The 25320-nt window shown below is 60.5% G+C and carries 23 protein-coding genes; 11 read left to right on the top strand and 12 right to left on the bottom strand.

Annotated features, from left to right (window positions below; translation table 11 throughout):
• Positions 1-348: 348 nt before the first annotated feature.
• The 5 genes from A6U86_RS24060 (at position 349) to A6U86_RS24040 (ending at position 6907) form a co-directional block, all read left to right on the top strand.
• A complete protein-coding gene (locus tag A6U86_RS24060) occupies positions 349-1908 on the top strand; it encodes a sugar ABC transporter ATP-binding protein (protein ID WP_068396218.1) in 1560 nt (519 codons plus the stop codon).
• A gap of 41 nt (positions 1909-1949) precedes the next feature.
• Positions 1950-2894, top strand: coding sequence for an ABC transporter permease (locus A6U86_RS24055; protein ID WP_068396233.1), 945 nt, complete (start codon positions 1950-1952; stop codon positions 2892-2894).
• Positions 2891-3889 carry an ABC transporter permease gene (locus A6U86_RS24050; RefSeq protein WP_244510078.1) on the top strand — a complete coding sequence of 333 codons (999 nt, stop codon included), beginning with the start codon at positions 2891-2893 and terminating at the stop codon, positions 3887-3889. Before A6U86_RS24055 ends, A6U86_RS24050 begins: the two co-directional genes overlap by 4 nt.
• Before the next feature lie 64 nt (positions 3890-3953).
• On the top strand, positions 3954-5102 hold the full coding sequence (locus A6U86_RS24045) for a substrate-binding domain-containing protein (RefSeq protein ID WP_244510076.1): 1149 nt from the start codon (positions 3954-3956) through the stop codon (positions 5100-5102).
• A 59-nt stretch (positions 5103-5161) separates the two neighbouring features.
• A complete protein-coding gene (locus A6U86_RS24040) occupies positions 5162-6907 on the top strand; it encodes a GMC family oxidoreductase (RefSeq protein ID WP_068396213.1) in 1746 nt (581 codons plus the stop codon).
• A gap of 26 nt (positions 6908-6933) precedes the next feature.
• Here A6U86_RS24040 and A6U86_RS24035 read toward each other — a convergent pair whose 3' ends face one another.
• The 7 genes from A6U86_RS24035 to A6U86_RS24005 all read right to left on the bottom strand — a co-directional run bounded on the left by A6U86_RS24035 (position 6934) and on the right by A6U86_RS24005 (position 14962).
• On the bottom strand, positions 6934-8151 hold the full coding sequence (locus A6U86_RS24035) for an MFS transporter (RefSeq protein ID WP_068396228.1): 1218 nt from the start codon (positions 8149-8151) through the stop codon (positions 6934-6936).
• 122 nt (positions 8152-8273) lie between these two features.
• Positions 8274-9080, bottom strand: coding sequence for a DUF2182 domain-containing protein (locus A6U86_RS24030; RefSeq protein ID WP_083196971.1), 807 nt, complete (start codon positions 9078-9080; stop codon positions 8274-8276).
• A 26-nt stretch (positions 9081-9106) separates the two neighbouring features.
• Positions 9107-11083 carry a primary-amine oxidase gene (locus tag A6U86_RS24025; RefSeq protein ID WP_068396208.1) on the bottom strand — a complete coding sequence of 659 codons (1977 nt, stop codon included), beginning with the start codon at positions 11081-11083 and terminating at the stop codon, positions 9107-9109.
• A 107-nt stretch (positions 11084-11190) separates the two neighbouring features.
• On the bottom strand, positions 11191-12228 hold the full coding sequence (locus A6U86_RS24020) for an extracellular solute-binding protein (RefSeq protein WP_068396226.1): 1038 nt from the start codon (positions 12226-12228) through the stop codon (positions 11191-11193).
• A gap of 39 nt (positions 12229-12267) precedes the next feature.
• Positions 12268-13077, bottom strand: a complete 810-nt coding sequence (locus A6U86_RS24015) for an ABC transporter permease (RefSeq protein ID WP_068396205.1) — start codon at positions 13075-13077, stop codon at positions 12268-12270.
• Complete coding sequence (locus A6U86_RS24010; protein ID WP_068396202.1) at positions 13074-13946, bottom strand: ABC transporter permease; 873 nt, start codon at positions 13944-13946, stop codon at positions 13074-13076. Before A6U86_RS24010 ends, A6U86_RS24015 begins: the two co-directional genes overlap by 4 nt.
• A gap of 14 nt (positions 13947-13960) precedes the next feature.
• The gene (locus tag A6U86_RS24005; protein ID WP_068396199.1) at positions 13961-14962 is read right to left on the bottom strand and encodes an ABC transporter ATP-binding protein; all 1002 of its coding nucleotides are present in this window, start codon (positions 14960-14962) and stop codon (positions 13961-13963) included.
• 649 nt (positions 14963-15611) lie between these two features.
• Between A6U86_RS24005 and A6U86_RS24000 the strand changes: the two genes are divergently transcribed.
• Complete coding sequence (locus A6U86_RS24000; protein WP_068396196.1) at positions 15612-16901, top strand: ROK family transcriptional regulator; 1290 nt, start codon at positions 15612-15614, stop codon at positions 16899-16901.
• A 122-nt stretch (positions 16902-17023) separates the two neighbouring features.
• On the opposite strand, the gene A6U86_RS23995 is transcribed toward A6U86_RS24000, so the two are convergent.
• The 5 genes from A6U86_RS23995 to A6U86_RS23975 form a co-directional block, all read right to left on the bottom strand.
• Positions 17024-17272, bottom strand: a complete 249-nt coding sequence (locus tag A6U86_RS23995) for a hypothetical protein (RefSeq protein ID WP_068396194.1) — start codon at positions 17270-17272, stop codon at positions 17024-17026.
• 303 nt (positions 17273-17575) lie between these two features.
• A complete protein-coding gene (locus A6U86_RS34875; protein WP_083196973.1) occupies positions 17576-17671 on the bottom strand; it encodes a DUF2934 domain-containing protein in 96 nt (31 codons plus the stop codon).
• 197 nt (positions 17672-17868) lie between these two features.
• Entirely contained in the window at positions 17869-18234 is a 366-nt protein-coding gene (locus A6U86_RS23985; protein ID WP_068396191.1) for a response regulator, read from the bottom strand.
• A 283-nt stretch (positions 18235-18517) separates the two neighbouring features.
• Positions 18518-19162, bottom strand: a complete 645-nt coding sequence (locus A6U86_RS23980) for a YdcF family protein (RefSeq protein ID WP_198929087.1) — start codon at positions 19160-19162, stop codon at positions 18518-18520.
• A 221-nt stretch (positions 19163-19383) separates the two neighbouring features.
• Positions 19384-20196: a helix-turn-helix transcriptional regulator gene (locus A6U86_RS23975; protein WP_068396189.1), complete on the bottom strand. Its 813-nt coding sequence runs from the start codon at positions 20194-20196 to the stop codon at positions 19384-19386.
• A 192-nt stretch (positions 20197-20388) separates the two neighbouring features.
• Between A6U86_RS23975 and A6U86_RS23970 the strand changes: the two genes are divergently transcribed.
• The 5 genes from A6U86_RS23970 to A6U86_RS23950 all read left to right on the top strand — a co-directional run bounded on the left by A6U86_RS23970 (position 20389) and on the right by A6U86_RS23950 (position 25205).
• The gene (locus A6U86_RS23970) at positions 20389-21480 is read left to right on the top strand and encodes an ABC transporter ATP-binding protein (protein WP_068396188.1); all 1092 of its coding nucleotides are present in this window, start codon (positions 20389-20391) and stop codon (positions 21478-21480) included.
• A gap of 22 nt (positions 21481-21502) precedes the next feature.
• Positions 21503-22666 (top strand): PotD/PotF family extracellular solute-binding protein, encoded by a 1164-nt coding sequence (locus A6U86_RS23965; protein ID WP_068396187.1) that lies wholly within the window; start codon positions 21503-21505, stop codon positions 22664-22666.
• A gap of 85 nt (positions 22667-22751) precedes the next feature.
• The gene (locus tag A6U86_RS23960; RefSeq protein WP_068396186.1) at positions 22752-23618 is read left to right on the top strand and encodes an ABC transporter permease; all 867 of its coding nucleotides are present in this window, start codon (positions 22752-22754) and stop codon (positions 23616-23618) included.
• The gene (locus tag A6U86_RS23955; RefSeq protein WP_068396184.1) at positions 23618-24430 is read left to right on the top strand and encodes an ABC transporter permease; all 813 of its coding nucleotides are present in this window, start codon (positions 23618-23620) and stop codon (positions 24428-24430) included. Before A6U86_RS23960 ends, A6U86_RS23955 begins: the two co-directional genes overlap by 1 nt.
• Positions 24431-24443: 13 nt before the next feature.
• Positions 24444-25205, top strand: coding sequence for an SDR family NAD(P)-dependent oxidoreductase (locus A6U86_RS23950; RefSeq protein ID WP_068396182.1), 762 nt, complete (start codon positions 24444-24446; stop codon positions 25203-25205).
• Positions 25206-25320 lie beyond the last annotated feature (115 nt).

Here is a 25320-nt window from a genome sequence, read left to right as displayed (position 1 = left end):
GTGCATGATGATCCCGATTGGCCTTGTCGCCATAAGCCATTCCTCCCGTAAATAACCATATAGTTACATAACTGACATGGCAAAGCGCACCTGTCAACGGACTTCAACCGGAAGGGAACAGGTCCATCATCTCTGATTGCTGAGCAGTTGCGAAAAAACGTCAGGCTGCATAACCACTAGGTCCATGCGACGCGATCTGGCCGATGGATACACGCTCCTCGCGACTACTTGACAGCTTCTTGGGGCTTATGCATTCTAGTAACCGATCGGTTACAATATTTTCGAATTTTGTGTTTGCGGTTTTGGGAGAGACTGCAAGGCTGATCGGGTGCCTGGAGGAAGCATGGGATGGAGACGGCCGCCGGTATAAGTGCCAATGAAGGCACGAACCTTCCGCTACGCCTCGATATGCGTGATATTTCAAAGCATTTCGGCGCGGTTACCGTGCTGGACGAGATTTCGTTGACATGCCGGGCCGGCGAAGTGCTGGCCATTTGTGGCGAGAATGGTGCAGGCAAATCCACTCTCATGAAAGTTCTGGCCGGTTTCTATCGGCCAGATGCGGGCGAGGTCCGCATCGACGAAAATCTCGTTCATTTCAGGCACCCGCTCGACAGCCAGCGCGAAGGCGTTGCCATCATCCACCAGGAGCTCAGCCTCCTGCCCCACCGTACGGTTGCGCAGAACATATTCCTCGGACGCGAGCCGACGCGGTTCGGCATTGTCGACCACAAGCGTATGCGTGCGGCGGCCTTGCGCGTGCTGGCCCGCCTGCAGTCCACCATCGATCCCGACACCTTGGCCGGCACGTTACCCATTGCCGACCAACAGGTGGTGGAGATCGCCAAGGCACTGACGCTCGACGCCCGCATTCTGGTTTTCGACGAGCCGACGGCGGCTCTCGACAATGCCGAGGCCGCGAAGCTTTTCCGCCTGATCGAGGAGTTGCGGCGGGACGGCGCCGCCATCCTCTATATCTCGCACAGGATGGGCGAGGTCTTCGCGCTTGCCGACCGCATCTGCGTCATCAAGGATGGACGGCTCGTCGGCGACCTCGAGAGAAGCGATACCAATTCCGACGCCATCGTCCGGCTCATGGTCGGTCGCGAGATCGGCGCTCTTTTCCCGCCGCGGTCTCGCGTCGCGTCTGGCGAAGCGGTTCTCTCCATCGCCGGTGGAGGAAACCGCCATCTTCACGATATCGCGCTGACCTTACGAGCGGGCGAAATCACTGGCGTCGCCGGGTTAGAGGGATCCGGCAAGACGGCACTTGCGCGTGCCATCACCGGCGATGAGCCCTTCAAGGCCGGCAATATCCGTCTCTGGGATGGCAAAGGCGCGGCATCCAGTCCACGCGAGGGTGTTCGACGAAAGATTGCCTACGTTCCCGACGATCGGAAAAGCGAAGGTCTCGGTCTTCGCCAGTCGTTGCGCGAAAACGCAGCCTTGACCCGGCGCGCCTTGTCGCCTTCGCTGTCGCTCGTTTCGCGCGGCGGCTGTTCAGCGCCGGCGCTCGATGCGCTGCTGCGCCAGCTCGATGTCCGGGCGGCAAACCACACGATGCCCGTGGGCGCTTTGTCGGGTGGCAATCAGCAGAAGGTGGTCGTCGCCCGATGGCTTGCCGTCAATCCTCGCCTCTGGGTGCTGTGCGAACCCACGCGCGGCGTCGATGTCGGCGCAAAATCCAGCATCTATTCGATCCTGCGATCCTTTGCCGATGCGGGCGGCAGCGTGCTGGTTGTCAGCTCCGATCTCGCCGAGGTCATCGGCCTCAGCGACCGCATCCTGGTGATGAGCGAAGGGCGGATCGCCGCGGAATGCCCGGCCGGCGCCAGTGAGGAAGACATCATGAAACATGCGGTCCTGTCACATCGGCCACTATCAGGCGCGCCGGGGGCGACAACATGACCGATATGCCAATCGAAAGCAGCCGGGCCGGAAGAAGCAGAATGCGGAACTCGGCGCTCCCGCTCGTTCTCGTCGCCGGCTCGGCCCTTGCCTATGCGATCGTCGCGTTCATGACCGGTCAGATCGCGCAATTGAGCTGGGACGGGGTCATGGGGCTGCTGCAGCGCATGGTCGCGCTCGGTGTCGTGGCGGTCGGCCAGACCTTCGTCATCCTCGCCGGTTCGATCGACCTCTCGGTGGCGCATCTGATCAGCCTCGGGGCAATCATCTCAACCTTCGTCATGCAGGGCGATCCCACGTTGATCTGGCTCGGCATCCTTGCGGCAATCCTCCTCGGCATTGTCGTCGGGGGCGTGAACGGCTTGCTCGTGACACTTCTGAAGGTCAATCCGCTGATCGCGACACTCGGAACCGGCCTTATTTTGCAGGGTATCCTGACGACAAGCTACGGAACGATGCAGGCGACAGCACCTGCCGGCTACCGGACGCTTGCCTATGACTCGATCGCCGAAGTCCCCTATGCGCTGCTGCTGTTGGCCGCCATCGGCATCGTCGCCGCCTTCGTTCTTCGCCGCACCATCGCCGGCGCCCGTATCTACAGCGTCGGCGGCAATCCGATCAGCGCTCGTCTCGCCGGCATTCACACGGACAGGGTAGTCCTCGCGGCTCATATCGTCTCGGGGGCATGCGCCACCGTCGCCGGTCTTTATCTGGCGAGCCGGCTCGGAACGGCGACACCCTGGGTCGGCCGCAATGGCGGCTACGATCTCGATTCCATCGCCGTCGTCGTCATCGGTGGCACATTGCTTGCCGGCGGCAAGGGTGGCGTCGGCGGCACGCTTGCCGGCGTCTTTCTTTTCTGCACCATCGACGCCGTCTTCAACATGCTGCAGATCGACCCGTTCCTCGGACAGGTGCTGCGCGGCGCCGTCGTCGTGCTCGCCGTCGCCTATCGCAGCGTCAGGCAGAAGGGGCACATCGCATGATGTCGTCCCTCGCGGCCAGGCTCAACATTCCACAGGGGCGGTTTCCCATGCTGGCGTCAATAAGGCGGGTCAATCCCGCCCTGATCATGCTTCTCGTTCTGCTTGTGGGCATCGCGATCCTGAGCCCGCTCTATCGCACGCCTGCCGGCATGATGAGCCTGCTGCAACGCGCGGCCCCTCTGGTCATTCTCACTTGCGGTCAGGCTTTCGTGCTGATCTCCGGCGGCTTCGATCTCGCCCAGGGTTCGCTCGTCACCCTCGTCGTGATTGCCTGCGCACTGATCACCGGCGGCGATGCGGCGTTGACGCCGGAAGCGATCGGAATTGCCGTCGTACTCGGGCTTGTTGTCGGCTCGGTCAACGGCTTTGTCGTGTCCTATCTGAAAGTGCCCTCCATCATCGCAACGCTCGGCGCGCTCCTGTCGGTGAAGGGCGCGGCGATGATGTGGTCGGGTGGGGCACCGCAGGGTTATCTGCCTGACAATCTGCGCATGTTCGGCCGTATGGTCATCCGCCCCGTGCCGGTCATCGGCAGCCTGCCTGTCGCCGTCATCGTCCTTATCGTCGTCGTCGCCCTGCTCGCTTTCCTGCTGCATTCAACCCAATACGGCAAGTTGCTGACCATGATCGGCGACAATCCACGCGCCGCGGAACTCGCCGGCGCGCCGGTCCGCAGAATCCGCTTCGCGGCCTTCGTGATCTCATCCCTTTCGGCCGTCATTGCCGGCATTTTGCTGGGCGGCTTCTCGGGCGTGTCAGTCGATGTCGGCACCGGCCTCGAATTGCAGGGAACATCGGCTGCCGTCATCGGCGGTATCGTGCTGCTCGGCGGTCGCGGCAGCATTTTCGGCGCCGCTTGCGGCGCTCTTTCGCTCTACGCTTTGTTCACATTGCTCAACCTCATCGGCTTTCCCGAGCCGATGCGCGTAGCGGTGCAGGGCATCATTCTGATCGTCGCAGCCGCGATCACATCGCGGCGGCAGATGATGAGTTGACGATCGCGGTCCTTGGGAGAGGACGCCTTACCGGGCAATACCGGTTCAACAATGGGAGGGTAACATGAAAGCATTCAATAAAACGAAGCCTCTATCCATAGCCGTCAGCCTCTGCATGCTTTCGGCATCAGTGGCACTTTTCGCCCCACCGGCCATGGCGGATGACGCCTTCACCGCCGAGCAGGCGCTGCTGAAGGTGACGCCGACCGGCCCTGCGGACAAGCCGTGGGAGCAGTATATTGGCGGCGGCCTGGTCGATACCTCGAAATACAAGAAGGCCGGTCCGCACAAGCTGTGCTTCTCGAACGCCAGCGTCAGCAACCCGTGGCGCGTCGTCGGCTGGAAGGTCATGCAGGCCGAAGCCGACGCCGAGAAAAGCTCCGTCGCCTCGCTGCAATATGCCGATGCCAAGGATAGCGACGACAAGCAGATCTCCGATATCCGCGCCTTCATCAATGGCGGCCAGTGCGATGCATTGATCGTTTCGCCGACAACATCGAACGCACTGACGCCCGTCGTCGAGGAAGCCTGCAAGACCATGCCGGTCATCGTTTTCGACCGTAGCGTTAATACGAGCTGCCCGGTCACCTCGATCAGCAGCATCGGCGGCAATGCCTGGGGCATCGCCGGCGCGCGCTATATTGCCGAGAACCTGCCGAAGGGCGGCAAAGTGCTGATGCTGCGCACCGCACCCGGCATCGACCTGTTCGAAACCCGCTCGGATGCCGCCATGCGCATCTTCAAGGAAGCGGGCATCACACCTGTCGGCAGCGAATTCACCGGCGGCGACAATGCCAAGACCAAGGCGGTCGTATCAGACTATCTGAGCCGCTTGGGCCAACTGGATGCGGTATGGGTCGATCTCGGCGCCATGTCCGTCGCCGTCGCCGAAGCCTTCGAAGATGCCGGCCAGCCATACCCGATCATCACCGGCGAGGATCAGGAAGACTATCTGCAGAAGTGGAAGAATACCGGCTTCAAGGGCGTTGCCCCGACCTACCCCGCCTATCAGTGGCGCACCGCACTACAGGCGGCCGTGAAAATCCTCGATGGCAAGCAGGTTCCAGGCCCGAAATGGGTGCTGCCGCAACCTGTCATCACCAACGAGAATCTCGACCACTATGTGAACCTGAAAATGCCGCCGCTGCACTATGCACTCTGCGGCTGCGAGGACCTGCCGGGCTACCCCGAGCGCTTCGGCGGCAAACGCTGACCCGTTTCGACCAATGACCACACAACGACCACTCTGCCGATAATAACAGGACGTATTCCATGATCGACTATCTCATTCTTGGTGGTGGCAGCGCAGGCTGCGTTCTTGCCGCCCGTCTTTCCGAAAATCCCGGCGTTGAGGTCGTTCTCGTCGAAGCCGGCCGCAACATTGCGGCCGGCAGCCTTCCCGACAATATCCGCAGCCGTTATCCCGGTCGCGCCTATATCGACGAAGGCAATATCTGGGCTGATCTCAAGGCCTATATCGGTGCGCCGAAAGGCGAGACCACCGGGCGTAGCCCGCGCCGCTACGAGCAGGGCCGCGTGCTTGGCGGCGGCTCGGCCGTCAACGCCATGGTCGCCAATCGCGGCGCACCGGGCGATTATGACGAATGGGGCGCCGAGGGTGCGAAGGGATGGTCCTGGGAAACAGCCCTGCCCTATTTCCGCAAGCTGGAACATGATTTCGATTTCAACGACGACTATCACGGACAGGATGGCCCGATCCCGATCCGCCGCATCAAGCAGGCCAAGATGTCGCCCTTCGTCAAGAGCGTCATCGACACCATGGTCGCGCGCGGCCATCAACGCCGGCCGGACCAGAATGGCGAATGGAAGGACGGCATCTATGTCGGCGCGATCGCCGTCAGCGACAAGGGCGAGCGTGTGCCGACCTCCGTCGCCTATCTCTCGCCCGAGGTCAGGGCACGGCCCAATCTGCGCATCCTGACCGACCGCTTCGCCGACAAGCTTGTGCTCGAAGCAGGCCGCGTTACCGGAGCGGTCATTTCCGATGCACGGGACCGCTCAAGGACTGAAACGCTGCTCGCCCACGAGACCATCGTCAGCTGCGGCGCCATCCATACACCGGCATTGCTGATGCGCAGCGGCATTGGTCCCGGCGAGCAGTTGAACAAGCTCGGCATCGCGGTTGCCCTCGACAAGGCCGGCATCGGCCGCAATCTGATGGAACATCCATCGACCGCCGTCTCCACATATCTGCCGCCGCAATCGCGACTGCGGGATCTCGATGAACATCATGATCACGCCATCCTGCGGTTTTCGTCGGGCCTGCCAGGCACACCAGAAGGCGACATGCACGCGGCGATGATCGCGCGTTCCGGCTGGCACAGCGTCGGCCAGCGGGTGGGCACGCTGTTCATCTGGGTCAACAAAGCCTATTCGCGCGGACATGTGCAGCTGAAAAGCATCGATGCGCGTGAAGAGCCGCTGGTCGATTTCCGCATGCTGTCGGACGAACGCGATCTCGAGCGGTTGAAATCCGCCTTCCGTCTCGGAGCACAGACATTGCTCGACAAGCATATGGACGGACATCGCGGCCCGGTATTTCCAACCAGCTATTCGCCGCGGGTCGCGAAGCTTGGCGGTCCGGGCATGCTCAACCAGATCCAGCGCGGCCTGTTCGGTGCCATGCTCGATCATTCCTATGCCCTGCGCCCCTGGCTCATCAATTCCGTGGTAACGCTCGGCGTGAAGATCGAGAACCTGCTTGCCGACGACAAGGCGTTGACCGCATTCGTCAGCAGTGCCGTCGGCGGCGTCTGGCATGCTTCGGGAACCTGCAAGATGGGCGCGGAGAGCGACCCGCTTGCCGTGACGAGTGGCAGCGGCGAGATCTACGGCATCGCCGGTTTGCGCATCTGCGACGCCTCGCTGATGCCGACCATCCCGCGCGCCAACACGAACACGCCCGTGATCATGATGGCGGAGAAGATCGCCGACGATATCAAGGCCGCACGGCAGAGCGCTTCATCACCGGCGCGCGGCGCCTCGCCATCGGCATAGGCATAGGCACGGCATTCAATCCCGCATCACGCCGGCTGGCGGGATGCGGTCGCCTGTTGCAGGCCGAAAAGGATGAGAAGCAGCAGGCCCAGCGCGCCGCCCGCCAAGGCCGAGGTGGTCCATCCACCCCAATGATAGGTGACGGTGCCAAGCAGCGAGCCGAGTGCGCCGCCGATGAAGGTTACGGTCATGTATAGCGCATTGATGCGGCCGCGATTTTCCTGCCCGGCTGCGGAGAAGATGATGCGCTGGCTGACCACCTGATTGCCCTGCACGCCGGCATCGATGAGGAATGCAAGGATCGCCAGGCCAACCACGGTCGAGATTGCCGCCGCCCAACCGGTGGCCAGGAATCCGACGCCGACCAGCAGCATCGAACCGAGGGTGACCATGGTGGAGTGACCATGATCGGCAAGGCGTCCGGCCAGAGGTGCGGCAAGAGCGCCGCCCGCACCGGCAAGCGCGAAAAATCCGATCGCGCGCTGGCTGAGGCCGAGTTGCTCCGCAAGCATCAGCGGTGCGGCCGTCCAGAACATGTTGAAGGCGGCAAACATCAGAAATTGGAAGGCTGCGCGCCAGCGCAGAGCCGGCATAGCCAGCCAAAGCCCCGCCATCGAAGTGAGGATCTGGCCGTAGTGCAGACTGCCCTTGACTGCATGTTTCGGCATCATTCGCACCAGTGCCACGAGGATGAGCACCATCAGGACTGCCGAGCACCAGAAGACAGCGCGCCAGCCGAAGCTCGCGGCGATGAACAGCGAAGCCGGACGCGCCAGCATGATGCCGGTCAACAATCCGCCCATGATGTTGCCGACGGTGCGGCCGCGCCGCTCGGGCGGCACCATGTGGGAGATGAAGGGGATCAGCACCTGCGCGCCGGTGGAACAGACCCCGACGACGAATGAGGCGATGAAAAACGGAACTGCAACCGTCGAGACGGCCGCCCCGATCAGCGCAATGATGGTGAGCGAAAGGGTCACCAGCACCAGCCGCCTGTTCTCGACGATGTCGGCAAGCGAGACCAGCAGAAACAGACCGGCGCCATAGCCGATCTGGGTGATGCTGGTGATCGAACCTGCCAGGCGATCGCTGATGCCAAGCTCGGCGCCGATGGAGGCAACCAGCGGCTGGGCATAATAGAGATTGGCGACAAGCGCACCCGTCGCAACCGCCACGACGGTCACAAAGGCGCGCGAGGGTTCCTGCTCGACCCTATCGGTCGCCAATGTTTCATCATCTTGCATGGAGATCTCCGGATTCGGCGGCAACTTGAGCATGATCTCAAGGAAATGCGAAGTGGTTTTTAGGCCGGCCCATGACTAATCAGAAGATGGAAAATGGGCAGATCGCTCAAATGTGATCTGGCTCAGGACGTCATTGCCAGGCACAGAGCGCCGTTCACAAGCAAGGCTACCCCTCCCAGGACGGCGACATGCCTTTTCCAGGGCAAGATCGCATCCGCCAGCATCCATGCGGTCAAAAGCGCCATCCAGCCGACATTCATCACGCCACCGGCAAATTGCAGGCAGATCATGCCGGCGCAGCTGCTAAAACATGCTCTGCCGTGTCGCAGCCCCGCTTTTACTCCTGTACCCCCGCCGCAAGTCCCCGTTACGCAAAATGGCTTCGGCGAGCGCGTGAACGGCAGGACCTGATTAAGGCCTGCAGCGATGAAAAGAAGGCCAATCCATTGCGGATTGCCCATGGTCACGCCGCCGATCAGGACACCGTGGGATTCCATCGCCCATTGTGCCAGTGCGGCGATGATGCTTCCGAACAGGATTATAAGGAGATAGCCAGCGGCGGCCGACATGGCCGCGGTATAGACATCGAGGCGGCCGCGATGATCCCAGGACGCCTGCATGATCGCGGGTGCCGCCCCCGGCAGCATCATGGCCGGTGTCATGACAATCCACATCGAGAGCAGGCTGAATGCCCGGCCCGTGTTCCAGGCAGGTATGCTCGACCCGATCCCCTCGACGCCGCACACCATGATGCCTGCCATCGGCATGGTCGAAACGAGAAGCCACCAGCAAAGCGCACTGACAAAGGCAATCCCCAGAAGGATCGCCTGCATCTGTGTGTCGCGAAGCATGATGGTCGAACTCATCGCAAGTACCGACTGGAATGTTGATGGAGAGCACATGGCGGCCCCGGCCAGCGAAGCCGCCATGTGAGCTGCTGCCTAATTTGAGGAGATCAGCAGCAGCATCCCTTCGAGCCGTCGCCAGCAAGGACGCTCGCCTTGTTGACCGTATCCGGCAGGTTGTTCGACGGATTCATCTCGAAGAAACCGGCAGGCGCCAGCGAGAAGCCGCAGGATATGCAGGGCTGCACCGGAAAGTCCTCCGGGCGGACGACATGATGCAGGCCGAAGGAGTGCCAGAGCACGATGTCGGTGTTCTCGACCGAACGATCCTGCTTGACGAGTTCGGCGAGACCATCAGACCCGTCGGAATTGGCGACGAACTCGCCGGCCGGATAGCGCTCGTTCTCATTGAACGGCGTGACCCAGATGTGATTGCGGATGAAGTTTGACCGCGTGCCGGAAGCGCCGTCATCCTGGATCATCGGCGTGACGCAGTTGGGCGCATGCAGCTTGTAGCCCACGGGCTTGCCGACATGATTGAGCTTGTTGGGATTGACGACCTTCCAGCTGCGATGCGTGGAAAGATCGGCCCTGCGGGCAGCCGCAAGCTCTGTCTTCAGGACGGTATCCTCGGCATAGAAGGCATTGCCGAAGGGGTTCGTGGCGCTCGTCGGCTCCATGTAGGAGTTGGTCTCGACGACGCTATTGCCCGAACCGTCCACAGCCATATCGAGACGGGCGCAGAAGACATGCTGGTGGATCGGCGCGCCGAGACCGGGCTGGATTTCGACCGAGTATTTGTCCGGCTGGCCAGGATGGCAAGCATTGGTGTTGACGATGCCGGTCGCCTTCATTTCGAATTCGATCTCGCCCGCCAGGTCCAGATACCAGTATTGCGCATACTCGTAATTGCCGACCGTGCAGATCGAGGAGATCACCAGCTTGCGGCCGCGCTTCAGCACGGTGCGGCCAGTGCGGAAGTCCCAATGCTTCCAGAGGATACCGGTATCCTCTTCATGGATGCAGACCGCCTTTTCGATGGTAACGGCTTCGCCCTTGATGCCGTTCACATGCGCATCGAGATAGTGGATGGTGCCCAGGCAATCGCAGCCGAGCTTGAGCGAATTGGTGAGCTTGCCAAAGCCGTATTCGCCAACGTCGAAAATATTCTGGCGGGCATGGCCGAAGAGCGGCGAACCATAGGGCACCACGAGCTCGGCGATTGCGGCCCGGCGGACGACCGAACGTCCGTCGTAGCGGATATCGTGCAGCACCAGACCTTCGCGAGGGGTGAAGCCGATCGCCAGCGTCCACTTGTCCCAGGAAATCGCATGGCCGTCGATGGTGAAGCTCACGCCTTCTGGCTGCACGACATCGAGTGTCTTGAGCGGCGCCGACGGAGCGGGCAGAAATTCGGGATCGTAGTCATAGCGCGCCATGGGGATCGGCGGATGATCCGGATGATCGTCGACACGCAGAACTTCCCCGGTCTTGACGTCGATGACGGCATTCAGACCTTCGATCGGATGCGCATAATAATTTCCGAATTCGTGAACGCGCAGCCATGAGAAGGTATGAGAGATCAGTCGGCCCTCTTCATCCTTGTGGCCGAAATTGCCGCCGGACCAGGAGTCGACGATGACGCCGGTCATATCCTCGATGCCACGCTTGCGGCAGGCTTCGATGAAGCGCGGATCGTTCTTGACGTTGACCTCGACGCTCAGCATCTGTTCGACCATGAAGCCGGCGCGCGCCGTCGGGAAATGCTTGCGGCCGACGATCGACTTGTCGGCCAGCGAGATGATCAACTGCCAGACGCCCGGCTTGTCGATATGGTTGACGTTGACGCGTGCCTCGCGGGGCAAGGTCTTGCCTTCCAGATGGGCGCGATATTCTGCCGGCGTCGGCTCGCGAAGATCGATGTTCTCGAAGAGCGCAGCCGGCCCCAGCTCCGGATCGGCCTTGACCACATCGGCAACGATGCGGATTTCATCCGCGGTCAGCGGCGAAAGAGCCTTCAGGTAGGTTGGCGGCGGCGGTGCAGCAACGCCGGCTTGCGCCGTAGCGGGGTGAACGGTCTGATTCATGGCACTCTGTTCCCTATTCTATTGCGGTGGCGGCCGGCTGAACGGCCATCCCACGCGGTTCGTCGTTGTCGACAGGCCGCCACGCGCGGCCTGTCTGATGGTCGGTATTATTGGCGCAGGTCCGTCCAGATCCGGTCATAGGCGCGCGTCGCCTTTTCCGGGCAGGAGGGTGCGAAGACGATCTTGAGATCGGACGGCGGATTGAACTCCGGCGAGTTGCCAACTTCTGGCGGCAGATATTTGTTCGATCCGGCGACCGCGCTCTGATAGCCGGTCGACTTCTGCTGCAGGGCAATGTTCTCGGGGTCCATCAGGAAGTTCAGAAACTTCTTGGCGTTCTCCAGATCGGGAGCGCCCTTCGGAACAGCAACATTGTCCATCCAGCCGATCACGCCTTCCTTTGGAATGACGTATTTGATGGTCGATTTCTGCTGGCGTGCGGCCAGCGCCTTGCCCGACCATTGCTCATGCATGACGGTTTCGCCGGACACCTGGCGCTCCGTCGTTCCGTCGGAATTATAGACCTTCACGAAAGGTTTCTGCGCCTGCAGCAATGCGTCGAGCTGCTTCAGATCTGCCGGGTTGACGTTGCACTGGTCCTTGCCGAGGTAGAGCAATGCCAGCGACATGACTTCGCTTGGCGAGCCGAACATGCCGATCTTGCCCTTGAGGTCGGCGGATGGTTCGAACAGCGCCTTTAAGCTATCGGTCGGGCCCTTGTAGATCGCGGTATCCACCGAATAGGACGTCGTTCCCCACACCCACGGAACCGAATATTTCGCATCGACGTCCCACGGACGCTTCTGCCATTTCGGCTCCAGGTTCTTGAAGTTCGGCATCGAGGCGACGCCGACATCCTGTAACAGGCCCTGGCTTGCGAAGATCGGCACGAAGTCGTTGCTGATGATCATCACGTCATAGCCGGATGCGCCGGAGCTGATCTTGGCAAGGGCAGTCTCGTTGGAATCATAGGTGTCGATCGTCACCTTGATGCCGGTTTCCGCCTCGAATTTCTTGACCATCTCGTCGGAGGTATAGTCGGTCCAATTGTAGATATGCAGCACGCCGGCATCGGCAAAAGCCGCATGCGGCATGGCGCAGGCAACGCCTGCAAGCAGGCTGGCACTCAGGAGCAGTTTCTTCATTTTGGTCATGGTTCCCTCTCTGTTATTTTTGCCTGGAGATTATTGTTCTGCCTTCTGGCTTCGTCGTCCGAGCAAAAGCGATGCCGTGACGAAGACCAGCGAGACCGCAAGCAGAATGGTGGAGATGGCATTGACCTCCGGCGTCACGCCAAGCCGCATCATACCGTAGACATAGACCGGCAGCGTCGTGGACCCGGCTCCGGACACCATCAGGCTGATCAGGAAATCGTCGAGCGAGACGACGAAGGCCATCAAGGCGCCGGCCGAAATCGCCGGCATCAAGAGCGGCAGTGTCACGCGCCGAAAAAGCTGCCACTCGCTGGCGTAGAGATCGCGCGCCGCCTCTTCCAGCGCGCCACCCATATCACGCAGGCGGGCCTGCACCGGTAGCAGCGCAAACGGGATGCAGAAGACGGTATGGGCGATGATGAGATTGACCAGCCCGTTATGCATGCCGACCATCGAGAAGAAGATCAGCGTCATGATCGCCACAATGATCTCCGGCACGATCAGCGGCAGCGCGATCATCGCCGTCACCGTCGCCCGTCCGAAGCGCAGCTTGCCGCGCTCTAGCGCCAGGGCTCCGGCCGTCGCGATCAGGGTCGAAGCGACCGTCGCAGCGATAGCAATAATAATGCTGTTGAAGGCAGCGCGGCGGATATCGGTGTTGGCGGCAACATCGACGAACCAATGGAAGCTGAAGCCGCTCCAAACCGTCACCAACTGGTTGGCATTGAAGGAGTAGATCACCAGGATCGCCAGCGGCGCGTAGAAGAACAGCATGATGACGGCCGTGAAGGCCGAAAGGCCGGGCGTATGACGCCAATCGAAGGGTCGCGCGGTCTTCATGAGCGACCCTCCTCAGGCACCTTGCGGGCACGGGCGAGGAAGATCAGCAACACGCCCACCGTCACGACGATCGACAGCGCCGCACCGAAGGGCCAGTTGCGCGAGGTGGTGAACTGCATCTGCACGAGACTGCCGATGAGAAGCTTCTTGCCGCCACCAAGCAGGTCCGGCGCCAGGAATGAACCGAGGGCAGGAGCGAACACGAGGCTGGCGCCAACCAGCGCGCCGGGCTTGGCCAGAGGCCAGATCACGCGGCGGAAGACGGCATAACGATTGGCATAGAGATCATAGGCCACTTCGATCAGCCGGGGGTCGATGCGCTCCAGCGTCGAATAGACAGGTAGGATCATGAAGGGCAGGAACGTATAGACCAGGCCCAGCAGGATCGAGCCATCATTGTAGAGCAGTGGCAGCGGACCGTTGATCACACCCAACGACTTCAAAAGACCGTTCGCCAGCCCTTCGTCGCGCAGGATCAACACCCAGCAATAGGTGCGGATCAGCGTGTTGATCCAGAACGGCAGCGTGACGAAGAACAGCAGGATTCGACGGCGCTCCGGCGCCTGGCAAACGATATACCAGGCAACGGGCAAGCCAAGTGCGAGACAGATGACCGTCGTTGCTGCCGCCAGATAGATGGAGCGCAGGATGATGATCACGTAGCTCCACGAGAACATCAGGCTGTCGTCGAAATCGCGCCGGAACAGGAACTGCACATAGGCATCGAAGGTCAGCGGCATGGTCACGCCGCCATAGGGGTTGGCGGTCATGAAGGAATAGACGACGGCGATGCAGAGCGGCAGCACCATGAAGATGCCGATGACCAGGAAGGCCGGGGCGATAAGAGCCAGAGTGCGATTTTCGTTCACGAGACCGCCTCCACTCAATTCAGCAGGTGGCGTTCGACGCCACTCGGCCAATCGACGACGACGGATTGCCCGGCGGTCAGGGAAAGTTCCGCATCGCGGCAGCGGCTGCGCACCTTGCTGCCGCCGTCGAGCGTGACCTCATAGAGCGTATCGAGGCCAAGGAAGGTGACTGACGCGATCGTGCCTCTGGCCCGCCCCTGCCCCGAATTCATGGCGGGAGAAACGGCAACCCGCTCTGGACGCACCGCAACCATGATCGCGGGGTCGCGACCGAGAACAGTGCCGGGAATAACATTGGACTCGCCGATGAAATCCGCCACGAAATGGCTTTGCGGATTATCGTAGATCTCCCTGGGCTCACCCACCTGGAGGATGTTGCCTGCCGACATGACGGCGATGCGATCCGACATTGCCAGCGCCTCCTCCTGATCATGCGTGACCAGAATGAAGGTGATGCCGGTCTCGCGCTGCAGGCGCTTTAACTCCGATTGCATTTCCTTGCGGAGCTTCAGATCCAGCGCCGACAGCGGCTCGTCGAGCAGCAGCACCTTCGGGCGCGGAGCAAGCGCCCTTGCGAGCGCGACGCGTTGTTGCTGACCGCCGGAGAGCTGACGAGGGCTGCGAGAGGCATAATTGTCGAGCCGCACCATGCTCAACGCAGCGCGCACCCGCTGATCGATATCGGCCTTCGGCACTTTGAGCATTTGCAGACCGAAGGCTACGTTCTCGGCAATCGTCATATGCGGGAACAGTGCATAGCTCTGGAAGACCGTATTGACGGGCCGCTTCTGCGGCGGCAGCGAGGCTGCGTCGATATCGCCGATGCGGATCTTGCCCGTCGTCGGCGCCTCAAACCCGCCGATCAGACGCAGCAGCGTCGTCTTTCCGCAGCCCGAGGGGCCGAGCAGGGTGAAGAACTCATTGTCCTGGATTGTGAGATCAACCGTGTTCAAGGCGGTGACGAGACCGGCGCCCTTCGTGGAGAAGGACTTCGAGACACCCTCTATACCGATCATAGCCTGCACGTTTTAGCCCCTCAGATTTTTATAAATAACCATTTGGTGAATAGCTAACAGCGGCAAAATTCTCCTGTCAAGCGGCGTAGGTCCAGCCAAACTTAAAAATCGACAGCATCGGCGTCAGGAAATTGAGAACCGGTGACGCATGATTTCTCGCCATCTATCCTAAGGGCATGAAACGGCTCAACAATCTTATTAAAATGTTGATTTTATTTATATTTATTAAATGAGATAGTAAGGGCTCATCCTCCAGCAACGTTCTATTCAAGAACGTGGGGAGTGCCCATCTCAGCAATTTTTCAACAGCGACAAGAGCCGGCCTCAGGAGCGAGGCAAAGGTCAAGCTCAGTCACTACATAACTATATGGTTACTAATTATTCGAAAGAAATTGAGCCTTTGGTGAGCTCCGCCTCTTCGAATATTCGGCTGATGCATGCTCTTCGTGTTTGCAGCCGACATGACCGGAGCTTGCCGGACAGGAACGCCCGGCGCCGCCATTCCGGTCAACCGAAAGCCCTTTCATGCCGACCAAGGCAGGCCGGCACGTTTGCCCGCAACGAGGCGTCACACGACTAATAACACAACACTTTTTAATTAAACGGTTTTTGAATATCTTGCAACCGGAGCTTTGATGAGAGAACAGGTATGGCCACTTCAGCAGATCACGACGGCGCAATGCCGGGCACCAATCTGGCGCAGACCCGAACACTCAATCGCCGTGCGGTCTTCGATGCCGTGCGTCGTGGTGGACCAATCACGCGCACGGAACTGGCAAAGACCATTGGCCTTACCGTTCAGGCGATCTCCAACATTGCGTCGGAACTGGAAGTTGCCGGCTTGATTCGCCAGCAGGGCAAGCGTTTGGGACAGCGCGGGCAACCCGCCGTCGAGCTGTCACTTGATCCGGCGGGCGGCTATACGATTGGTCTGTCTCTCGCCTATCGCCGGGTTTCCGGCGTACTCGTCGACCTCACCGGCACGGTGGTCGCCAGCGAGGCGCAGGATCTGATCGAGCGCGAGCCCGCCTTGATCGCCCAGGCGCTCGGCACCCTGGTGAACCGGCTTGTCGAGACGTCGGGAATACAGCGGCAGAAAATCTGGGGCATCGGCTGCAGCGTTCCGGGGACAGTTGAGAACGGCACATTCTGGTATGACAAGGTTCAGGAAGCCGACGAATGGACCAAATTTCCGCTGGCGGCAAAGCTTGAAGAACTGACCGGCGTGCGAACCTTCGTCGAAAACGACGCGACCGTGGCAGCCATCGGCGAACGCCTCTACGGCATTGGCCGCGTCGCCCGCAGCTTCTTCTATCTGCATTTCAATCTGGGCGTCGGTGGCGGCCTTGTCATGGACGGCCATCATTATCGCGGTGCCTTCGGGGGCGCCGGGGAAATCGGCCACATGATCGTCAAGCCCGGCGGCCGGCTTTGCCCCTGCGGCAGCCGCGGTTGCCTGGAGCAATATGTCTCGTTCTATTCTGCGGCTGAAACCATTTGCGGTCCGACGCGCACGCCGGACGAGGTGCCCGCCGAAGAGCTGGCCGCCTGTTTTCGCGCCGGCGATGCTCGATTGCTCGCCTGGCAACAGGAGGCCGGCCAATATTTGAAGATCGCCATCCGCAATGTCGAAGCCATGCTCGACCCCGATACCATCGTCATCGGCGGCGGCCTGCCCTTGGAATTGCTGGATGGAATCATCGCTGCCGCAACGCCGCTGCTACCCACGATGACGCACCGGCACTCCAACAGCCATCCGCGCCTGATGCGGGCGGAACATGCCGCCGAACTGCCGGCGCTCGGCGCCGCCGCCCTGCCGATCGCCATCGTCATGCAGCCCGGCACGTCAGGCGCCTCCTGGCGCGCGACCATCAGCAAGACGCCCATGGCCGCCAATCCGGCGCTCGCCGCCCTGGGAATCGATTCTGCCCTGGGGTAACGACAGCCGCTTTCGAGGCATTAATTATCAAACAGCGTTTGAATAATCTTGCATCAGAGGTCGCGGGGCACGTGCGGCCATGAAGATCATCTCCGCAGCCGGGCAATCCGATGAAGACGGGCTTACCTCCCAGGCGGCTTGTCGTTGCTCCTGACCTTTTGAGCATCCAGCTGCCCATGTTCGAATGTCTTGGCGGCATCGCTGCCGTCCGGATAGGGGTTGGCCGGTTGCGAGTCCGTCTTTCTGCCCGCATCTGCACCGCGCTCATAGGCGGTTTTGTCGCCTTTGTCGGAGCGAATTCTATTGCTTTTTGGTGTCTTTGAAGCACTCGCAACATGTACTGTCGCCGACACCGGCTGACGCTTTGTCATGGTAGGCTCCTTCGATTGTATGTTTTCCGGTGGTCAGCTGTCCGCTTGATGGGAGCATAATTGCGCCGGCTCTTCCGGCGCGTGACCGCAAGAAGCAGACGCCGCCTTTCGGTATTTGCACCAGCCCTATTTGTTCTCTGAGGCAAGCTCACCGGGCTTGAAGCCTCTTTGCCCATTCCCGCGCGCGGGAATGGCTTCTGAACTCGTCTCGCCAGCCTCTGCGGAAGGCGAGGATATTGAATCATCTGCATGATTCCTGGAGGGTGCCGAGGTGTGCTCATCGCTGCCTGACGTCAACTCTTCCTAGGCTTCGCGCCAATGGCGTTCGTGCTGGCCTTCCGGCTCACCTTCCGCTTGCCAGCGGGCATAGGCAGCCTTCCTGATATCGTCCTCATTCATGTCTTTCTCCATCAATACCACTGCTATCTCGAACTCTGGCAGCGAGCTTTTGTTCCGAGCGGGAGGTGATGGTTTGAGAAGGCAGCCTTGAGTTTAGCCTGTCCAGCGTAGCGGCCGTGTTGGAAATGCATTGGGCTAGCGATGAGCCGAGTGAAGGAGGTGAGGGCGACTATTCGCTCACACGGCAACCGATGCCGTCATGCGCTGAACTTGAGGAGCGCATCCGAGACATTGCGGGGATCGTACGGCTTTGAAAAGAAAACGCTGCGCTCCGGCATCTCCGTCACCTCGGGCCGTGTCATGCCGGAGGCGACGATGATCTCGATCGGGGGCCAACGCTCGCGCACTGCGGCTGCCAGTTTCAGGCCGTCCATGGATCCCGGCATATGGATGTCGGTAAACAATATCCGTATGTCCGGAGTGCTCTCGAGGAGGCGGATGGCTTCGTCCGCATTGCGAGCGGAAACAGCTTCAAAACCGGCACCCTCGACGATATCGATCGCCGTCATCAGTAGCAAAGGTTCGTCTTCGACGACGAGTACCTTCGGGTTCACTTGTGTCATGCAATCCCCCTGGGTCGCTACCAACCCCGAAAACTTCATCTGGTTCCATCTAGAGCCATTTCGCTTTTCTTCGAATCGCGAAAGGGCTCTATCTCTTTGTTTTTACGCATTTCTGGACGAAAAACCGCTACGCACTTTTGCTGGAAATGCTCCAAATATAGAGAAGGCATCATTATTTCGAAACGCGAAATGTGGCGTCGATTCACTATTGCGTGAAATCGAAAGCAGCATTGACCCTCATCGCTTGTATGCGGAGTGAATACCAAGATGGAATCGGGAGCCGCTATTGCGCGGCGAAGATGCTCAAAATGAATTGCATCGGCCTGAAGGAAATGGGCTTTGAATCCGGGTTCAACGCCAGCCTGACGCTGTAAATTGCAAATGCGGGCACCTCTCTCCAGCTCGAATAGAGATCGCGAATCTGAAATGCATGTGGAAACGCCCCATACACCTCGGAGGCACCCACCCGCTCGAATGCCAGCTGCGCCCTTGCGAGATGATAGTACTGGCTTACCAGCATGACGCGGGAAATCTGATGCTCCCGCATGTAGTCGATCGCATTGCGAGCCGTTGCCAGCGTGTTGTCGCCCTTGTTGTCGACGATGATGCGATCGGCCGGAATGCCGCGTGCCAATAGATAGGTCTGCATCGCGGCTGCTTCATCGAGGCCCGGGCCGTCGATACTGCCGCTGACAAAAAGTTTTGCGCAATATCCCGTCTGATAGCAATTCACGGCGACATCCAGTCGAGATGCCAAGATCGGCTTCGGGGTTCCATCGCCGTAAAGCGCATTGCCGAAGACCACGGCAATATCGGCCGTGTCATAGCGCATGGTTACGCCGCGCAAACAGATGATGGCAGCAGCCACGATCCACACGATAGCCACCGTAAAAACCGCGAACTTGAGGTAGCGAAATATAAGACGCACTCTTGCGGCAATCCCTCTGCAAATCCGCCTTGGCAAGCCGGATCATCTGTCTGAATTCGACACCTATATCCCGCTATCGTAAACGCCAAGCTTACGACACCCCGAGATTATTTCGGCAACCGGCACCGATCTCGCCATTCAGGCGATTGAAGGTCCGCATGCAGTGGCGGCGCTCGACCGTGTCGAGGCATCACCGCAGGAAGGGATGCTTTTGACCAACCCTATGAGAGGTTCTTCAGATACAGCGATAGCAGCTGCGTCTGCGAGGAAATGCCGAGCTTGCGGTAGACGTTGCGCCGGTGAACCTTCACCGTACCCGTCGAGATATTGAGCTTGAGCCCGATCGATTCCGATGAATGCCCCTGCAATACCAGCTCGACGATAGCAGTCTCGCGGCTCGTCAGGTTGAGGTCTCGCCAGACGGCATCCGCAGGCGGAATATTTCCGGTCTGGCCCGGCTTGCGCCTGCTCCTGCCGCCGGCCGCCAATTGCGCATCGAAGCGCGGCGCAAGGCCGGACCAATAATGCCTCACCATGTCGGTCACGAGTGGCTCGACTTTCCTGAGCGTCATGAATTCGGCCGGCGGAAAAATACCGGTCGTTTCGCGCCGCATCAGCGACAGCACGATCGTGACATCTTCACCGGCATTCACAAAGAAGCCGATCTCCTCGGCAAGACCGGTCTGGACATAGTAGGTGCGGTAATATTCGCTGGAAAAGAAGCGGTCCGGCGCCAGTTCCCGCATCCGGAGAACGCCTTCACGGCGCTCGCGCGCCGTATGATAGAAGGGGTCGAGCAGATAGGGGCCGGCCTGATAGAGCGTCACGAAGACGATATGCTCTTCAGGGTCGAAGGTGCTGTAAAGATCGATCGGCCGCTCCTTGCCGCGATAGGCGAAGACGACGACATAGTCGAAGCGCACCAGCGCCGCCATCATCTGACGAAAGGTCTCTCCGAACTCGGCATCCGCCATCGCCGGTCTGCCGATCGTGGCGCTGAAGGCAGCAAAAAGGCCCTCTAGGTCGGTGCTCATCTGACGGATCCCCTCTGCCGCCCTGCGCAATACAGCGCAGTTTCCATATACACCTCCCACGAAGCATTTTGCACGGAAATACCTCTTTCGGGGTATATACCTTGCAGGAAGCTCAGGCTTACTCTTTCCTTAACGACGGTGGCATTAGAGCAGTAAAGACTGCCAATTCCAGACCAACCGCAGGGAACAGACGTGGCATCCGCTTCGACGAACGATATCGAATTCCGTTCGGTCACCAAGGCCTATGGCGCCGTGACCGCCGTGACGGACATCAACCTCAATGTGCCCAAGGGCGCCTTCCTGGCGCTGCTCGGTCCATCAGGCTGCGGCAAGACAACATGCCTGCGCATGATCGGCGGCTTCGAGCAGCCGAGCGAAGGCACGGTGCTGATCGACGGGCGCGAGATGAATGGCGTTCCGGCCTTCCGCCGTCCCGTCAACATGGTGTTTCAGCATTACGCGCTGTTTCCGCATTTCAACGTCGAGCAGAACGTCGCCTATGGGCTGAAGCAGATGCGCCCGAAAATCAGGTCCGCGGAGATCGACCGCCGCGTTGCCGAGGCGCTGGACATGGTTCGGCTCGGCGGCTTTGCCAAACGGCGGATTCACGAGATGTCAGGCGGGCAGCAGCAGCGCGTGGCGCTGGCGCGCGCCATCGTCAATCGCCCCTCTGTTCTTCTGCTCGACGAACCGCTGGCCGCGCTCGACAAGAAGCTGCGCTCGGCCATGCAGATCGAATTGCAGACGCTCCAGCGCGAGCTCGGCATCACCTTCGTGCTCGTCACGCATGACCAGGAAGAGGCGCTCTCGATGGCCGATATCGTCTGCGTCATGAGCGCCGGCCGTATCCGCCAGCTTGGGACGCCGCAGGAAGTCTACGATCGGCCGGCCGATCTCTTCGTCGCCGATTTCGTCGGCAAGACCAACCGGATTGCCGCGACGATGGAAGCGGACGGCGCGACGCTTCGCCTCGCGGACGGCTCGGCCATTGCCGCCGGCAAGCCCCTCTCTCCCGGTGCGGCAATTGCCGCCCTTCGGCCGGAAGCGATTCACCTCACCCGCACCCAGGCGACAACGGGCGCGTCGTTCAAGGGCACGGTTACGCATCGCATCTTCCTCGGCTCGTCGGCGGAATATGCCGTCACCGTTCCGGGGCTTGGCGATTTCCTCATCACGGCCGATCGCCGCAGCATGAGCGACAGCGATCTCGTGGCGCCGGGCGAGGAGGTTTTCCTCGGCTTCGACCCCACAGCCATACATGTCTTTCCAGCATCGAATGCATAAGCCAAAACAAGGGAACAGCATCATGAGCAAGGATTACAAGGACAATCTCCCCATTTCCGCCGAAGGCTTCATGGATGAATTCATGCGCCTGAAACGCGGCTCCGTCAGCCGCCGCCACTTCCTGAACATCACTGGCCTCGGCCTTGCGGCGGCGGTGCTCTCGCGCTTCCCTGGTGCGCTTTCGACACCGGCCTATGCCGCCGGTGAGCTCGGCACGCAGATGTCGATCGCGACCTGGCCGAACTATCACGACCCCGCCACTTTCGAGAATTTCAAGGCGGCAACCGGTGTCGCCGTTGAGGTCAACGTCTTCGGCTCGAACGAGGAAATGCTCGCGAAATTGCAGGCAGGCGCGTCCGGCTGGTCGCTCTTCGTGCCGACGAATTACACGATTTCGACCCATCACAAGCTTGGCCTCATCGACGAACTCGATCTTTCGAAGATCCCCAACTTCAGCCAGGCGACCGAAAGCCCGCGCTTTACCAAGGAAGGGCAGATCGACGGCAAGACCTATGCCGTGCCGAAGAACTGGGGCACGACCGGCTTCTCCGTGAACACCAACAAGCTCAAGACGAAGCTTTCAAGCTGGAAGGACTTCTTCGAGATTGCCCAGACCGAAGCCGATGGCCGCGCCATGGTGCATGACTATCAGTTGACCACTATCGGCAGCGCGCTCGTTTCCCTCGGCTACGACTTCAATTCGATCAAGCCGGAAGAACTCGCCAAGGCCGAAGAGCTGCTCATCAAGGTCAAGCCTCATCTCTTCGCGATCAACTCCGACTATCAGCCGTCGATGCGCTCGACGGATGCCTGGCTGACCATGTGCTGGACCAATGACGGCGCACAACTGAACCGCGATATGCCCGAACTTGCCTATGTGCTCGGCAAGGATGGCGGCGAGATCTGGACCGACTATTACGCGATCCCGAAGGATGCGCCGAACAAGGCGGCCGGCTACGCGCTGCTCAACTACCTCATGGATCCGAAGAATGCCGTGAAGGAGCACATCGCCAACGGTGCGCCGACGACCGACAGCCGTGTCATCGCACTGCTGCCGAAGGAGATCACCTCAAACAAGATCGTCTATCCGGACGAGGCCGCGCTGACGCCGCTGGAATTTGGTGCCGCGGCAACGCTGACCGATCCGAACCGCGCCGAACTGATGGCACGTTTCAAGTCGGCCTGATCGCCTTCGCCCAACTCCGGTCCCTGCTGCCTCGGCGGCAAGGGACCGGGCTCGCCTTCCGAACCGGCGGATAAAGAACCTCTCGATGCCCCTCACCTCTGCCACAAAACGGCGCCTCGTCACTGCTGCCCTTGTCGGCCCGGCAAGTATCTGGCTGTTCGTCTTCCTGGTGCTGCCCTTCATCGCCATCATCGTCTTTGCCTTCGGCGAGCGTGCCCCGGAAGGCGGATATCAGGCGGCATTTACCTTTGAGCAATTCGCCAATCTCGGCGCTCGGGCGACAGCCTTCGTCAATACACTGATCCTGGCGCCGATCGGTGCTGCTGCCTGTTTGCTGGTTGCCTATCCGGTCGCCTATTACCTCGCCGTCAAGGCAAGTCCGCAACGCCGGCTGCTGCTGGTTTCGCTTGTCGTCGTTCCCTTCTGGACCAGTCTCCTTGTGCGCACATACGCCTGGATGTATCTGCTCGGCGCACGTGGCATTCCGCACCTGCTCGAATTCGTTGGCATCGAAAACGTCAGGCTCATCAACACACCCGGCGCAGTGCTGCTCGGCATTGTCTATGGCTATTTGCCGCTGATGATCATGCCGATCTATGTCAGCCTCGAAAAACTCGACCGCCGGCTGCTGGAAGCGTCTGCCGATCTCGGCGCCAAGCCTATCTCGACCTTCTTCGGCATTACGCTGCCGCTATCATTGCCGGGTGTCATGACCGGCGTTGCCCTGGTCACAATCCTGCTGCTCGGCGAATACCTCATTCCGCAGCTTCTCGGCGGCGGCAAGGTGTTCTTTATCGGCAATGCGCTGGTCGATCTCTTCCTGCAGTCGCGCAACTGGCCGTTCGGATCGGCGATCGCCGTGACCCTCGTTGCCGTCGTCGTCATCGTCTTGCTTGTCGCCATGCGCATCGCCTGGCGCGTTGCGGGCACCCGCCAGGTGGATCTCGTCTGATGCGCGCGCTCGTTACTTTCGTCTATCTGTTTCTCTATACGCCGATCGCGCTCGTCGTGCTGTTTTCCTTCAATGCGGGCCGCAACGCGAGCGAGTTCACCGGCTTCTCGACGCAATGGTATGGACGGGCGCTCTCCAACACCTTCCTGATGGAAGCCCTGCGCAACAGCCTGATCATCGCCTTCACCAGCGCGGCGCTGGCGGCGATCTTCGGCACGATGGCGGCAATCGGCATGGAACGGCTCGGCGCCCGCACCCGCGCCATTTTCGACGGGCTCTTTGCCGCCGCGATCGTCGTGCCGGGCGTCGTCATCGGCATCGCGACGCTGGTGGCGCTGGTGGAAGTCTTCGGCGTCATCAATCCGCTGATCGCGGCGGTGTGGCCCGGCGACCAGCCGCCAAAATTCGCGCTCGGCTATGGCTCGATCATCGCGGCACACGGTCTCTTCACCATGGCGCTGGTGACGATGATCGTGAAGGCGCGCATTGCCGGCCTCGGACGCGACATCGTTGAGGCATCCAGCGATCTCTATGCCACGCCGCTGACCACGTTCCGGCAGATCGTCCTGCCACAGATCATGCCGTCGATCCTCGCCGGCTTCCTGCTCGCCTTCACCTTTTCCTTCGACGATTTCATCATCGCCTTCTTCGTCGCCGGATCGAACACGACGCTGCCGATCTATGTGTTCGCCTCCATCCGCCGTGGCGTGACACCGGAGATCAATGCGATCGCGACAATGGTGCTGATCGCCTCACTCATCCTCATTTTCATCGCGCGCTTCCTGATGCGCGAAAAGACAACGACAAACTGACCGGGGAAACATCATGATACTCAAGGACCGGGTCGCAATCGTCACCGGAGCTGGCTCCGGCATCGGTCGCGCTGGCGCGCTCATCATGGCGCGCGAAGGCGCGCATGTGGTTGTCGCCGACATTGATTTGGACAATGCCGAGGAGACCGCCAGCCAGATTGCGGCTACGGGCGGCCGTGGAGAAGTCTTCGTCGTCGACGTGACCGACGACACCGCGCTCGAGGCGGGAATTGCTGCGATTGCCGCCCGTCACGGCCGCATCGATATCCTGCACAATCACGCGGGATCGCAGGTGGCGGGCAGTCTCGAAGACGTTGCAGTCGCAGGCTTCGACACCTCCTGGAACCTGAACGTCCGCTCTCATTTCATGGCGTCCCGCTTCGTCATGCCGGTCATGAAGAAAGCGGGTAAAGGGGTCATTCTCAACACCTCGTCCTCATCGGGCGTACTCTATGACCGCGAGATGATCGCCTATACGACGAGCAAACATGCCGTCATCGCCATGACCCGCCAGATGGCCGGCGATTACGCCCGGTTCGGCGTGCGCGTGAACGCGCTCTGCCCCGGCTGGGTCGACACGCCGTTCAATGCGCCGTTCATCGCGCAGATGGGTGGCCGTGGCGCGATCGAAAGCTATATCGCCGAGAAAGTGCCGCTCGGACGATGGGCCGACGTTTCGGAAATTGCCGAGCCGATCCTCTTCCTCGTCTCAGACCGATCCTCCTACATGACGGGCCAGATCCTCGTCGTCGATGGCGGCGAAACGGTCGTCTAGGCGACGCCGCAAGCGATCCGCTGAAATAAAGCCAAGGCGCTTTCCATGGCGGGTGAACGGCTGCGATAGCACAAACCATCCAATCTAACAGACGCATAGGTAGGACTACCCATAC

This window comes from Rhizobium sp. AC27/96 (assembly GCF_001692325.1).
GTDB lineage: Bacteria > Pseudomonadota > Alphaproteobacteria > Rhizobiales > Rhizobiaceae > Rhizobium.
This window is presented reverse-complemented; position numbering and strand designations above follow the sequence as displayed.